The sequence below is a fragment of the Microbacterium sp. ISL-103 genome, assembly GCF_018613995.1.
Taxonomy (GTDB): Bacteria; Actinomycetota; Actinomycetes; order Actinomycetales; family Microbacteriaceae; genus Microbacterium.
On record NZ_JAGGPD010000448.1, the window covers coordinates 1 to 2,191 of the forward strand.

2 protein-coding genes and 2 pseudogenes are annotated in these 2,191 nt (G+C 67.9%); all 4 read right to left on the reverse strand.

The features are described 5' to 3' along the window. Positions 1–209 (reverse strand): annotated as a pseudogene (locus J7E68_RS15540) (MarR family transcriptional regulator); the annotation flags it as partial. Positions 210–293: 84 nt separating this feature from the next. Beyond that, positions 294–1,244, reverse strand: a complete 951-nt coding sequence (locus tag J7E68_RS15545; RefSeq protein WP_215174097.1) for an ABC transporter substrate-binding protein — start codon at positions 1,242–1,244, stop codon at positions 294–296. Next, on the reverse strand, positions 1,241–2,011 hold the full coding sequence (locus tag J7E68_RS15550) for an ABC transporter permease (protein ID WP_215174099.1): 771 nt from the start codon (positions 2,009–2,011) through the stop codon (positions 1,241–1,243). Before J7E68_RS15550 ends, J7E68_RS15545 begins: the two co-directional genes overlap by 4 nt. Then, positions 2,011–2,191: pseudogene (locus tag J7E68_RS15555) on the reverse strand (ABC transporter permease); the annotation flags it as partial. The pseudogene J7E68_RS15555 and the gene J7E68_RS15550, both read right to left, overlap by 1 nt.

The window sequence follows — 2,191 nt, forward strand, 5'->3', positions numbered from 1 at the left end:
ATCGAGGTCAGCACCTGATAGCCGAGCGGCGGCAGGTCGGGGTGCACGGTCGTCGCAGCTTCCCGCCAGCTCACGCGGATGCGAGCGAAGAGCCGCCCGAGCTCGTGCTCGACACGAGACACCGCCTCGTCGAGATCGGGGGGTGCGGCACCGTCGGTCGCGGCGACGGTGTCGTCCGTCGAGGCGGGATCGTCGGACGAGGCACTCATGCTCGCCAGCTTACGACGAAGCCCCGCTGCCGGTGCGACAGCGGGGCTCCGATCAGATCGCCGACTCGCGATCCGCGGGCACGGTCACTCGCCGAGCAGGCCCGCGGCGGTGAGCCACTCTTCTGCTGCGGTCGACGCCGACGCCTTCTCGTCTCCCTCGACCCGTTCGCGCAGATCGATCAGATCGTCGGTGGTGAGCTTCGCCGAGATCGCGTTGAGCACCTCTGCGAGCTTGTCGGTGTAGATGTCCTTCGAGAGCAGCGGGATGACGTTCTGCGCCGAGATCATGTTCTCGGGGTCCTCGAGTACGACGAGATCTTCGGCCTTGAGCGCCGGCGAGGTCGTGTAGATGTCGGCGACCTGCACCGTGCCGTCGACGAGTGCCTGCACGGTGTCCGGGCCGCCGAAGTCCTCGTACGGGACGAACGTGACCTGTCCTGCGTCCACACCCACCCCGTAGACGTCGCGGAGGCCCGGGATGCCGTAGCCGAGTTCGCCGAACTGCGGGTTCGAGGCCAGCGAGAAGGGCTCCAGCGCCTTGAGGTCGCCGATGGCCGTGAGGTCGTTGTCCTCGGCGGTCTTCTTCGTCACCACATAGGCGTCCTTGTCCTCGGCCTCAGCCGAGTCGAGCACCTGCAGGTCGTCCGCGCCCACGGCATCCGGCAGCGCCGCGTCGACATCCTCGGTCGTGCGCTCCTCGTAGGCCGTGTCGTAGTAGGCCAGCAGGTTGCCGTTGTACTCCGGGATGAGGTTGATCGACCCGTCCTGCAGAGCGGGGATCGTCTGCTGTCGCGGCCCGATGTTGAACTTGGTCGACACGTCGAAGCCTTCGGCCTCGAGTGCCTGCGCGTAGATCTCGCCGAGGATCTCGCTCTCGGGGAAGGCGAAGGACCCCACGATGATGGCGTCGCCTTCGGCAGCGTCGCCGCCGCCGGATGAGGTCGGGTCGCTGGTCGCGCAGCCGGCGAGAGCGACGGTGGTGGTGACGGCGAGCAGGCAGGCTGCCAGCCGAGTCGTACGGGCTCGAGAGGTCATGCGGGGGTCCTTTCGTCGAGGATCGGCGCCACGTCGGCATCCGATCTGTTTCGCTGCACGCTGCGCGGGGCGCCGCTGGTCTGTCCCCGAGTGCGGGTGAGTCGCTGGAGAAGCGCGAAGAGACCGTCGACGCTCAGCGCGAGAACGGTCACCAGGAGCGCCCCACCGAGGATCACGGTGTAGTCGTTGAGGCCGATGCCGGAGGAGATGATGCGCCCGAGGCCGCCGAGTCCCACGTACGACGCGATCGTCACCGTCGCGATGACCTGCAGCGTGGCCGAGCGGATTCCCCCGATGATCACCGGCAGTCCGAGGGGGATCTCGACCTTGCGCAGGATCTGCATCTCGGTCATCCCCACGGATCGCGCCGCATCGATCGATTCGCGACCGACGCTCTCGAGACCGGCGTAGGCGCCGGCGAGCAGCGACGGTATCGCCAGCAGGACGAACGCGATGACCGAGCCGACGAGAACGGCCGGAGTGGTGCTGAGGCCCGAGCGCAGCACCATGGTGAGGAAGAACAGCAGGCCGAGCGTCGGCAGGGCGCGCATGGCGCCGGTGAAGCCGATCACGAACTGCCGACCGTGCCCGGTGTGCCCGATGTAGAAGCCGAGCGGCAGAGCGATCAGGATCGCGATGACGAGCGAGACAACCGAGTAGACGAGGTGCTCGACGAGTCGGTCGCCGATGGGCAGCGGGCTCTGCGAGCACGGCACCCAGTTGGCGGGATCGAAGATCCAGGCGATGGCGTCGAGGAAGAAGTTCATCAGACACCCGCCCCCGGAGGCGCGAGCACTCGACGGATGCTGGCGCTGTCGGCATCGGTGTCGGCATCCGTGGGATCGCCGCTCTGCGCGCGCACGCCCGCGGCGCGGCTCCAGGGCATCAGGATCCGGCCGGTCGCCACCAGGATCAGGTCGAAGACGAGAGCGATGAGCAGACTCATG

Excerpts from the sequence above, each read along its gene's own strand:
- J7E68_RS15545 (WP_215174097.1), bottom strand. The coding sequence starts at position 1,244 with ATGACCTCTCGAGCCCGTACGACTCGGCTGGCAGCCTGCCTGCTCGCC.
- J7E68_RS15550 (WP_215174099.1), bottom strand. The coding sequence starts at position 2,011 with ATGAACTTCTTCCTCGACGCCATCGCCTGGATCTTCGATCCCGCCAAC.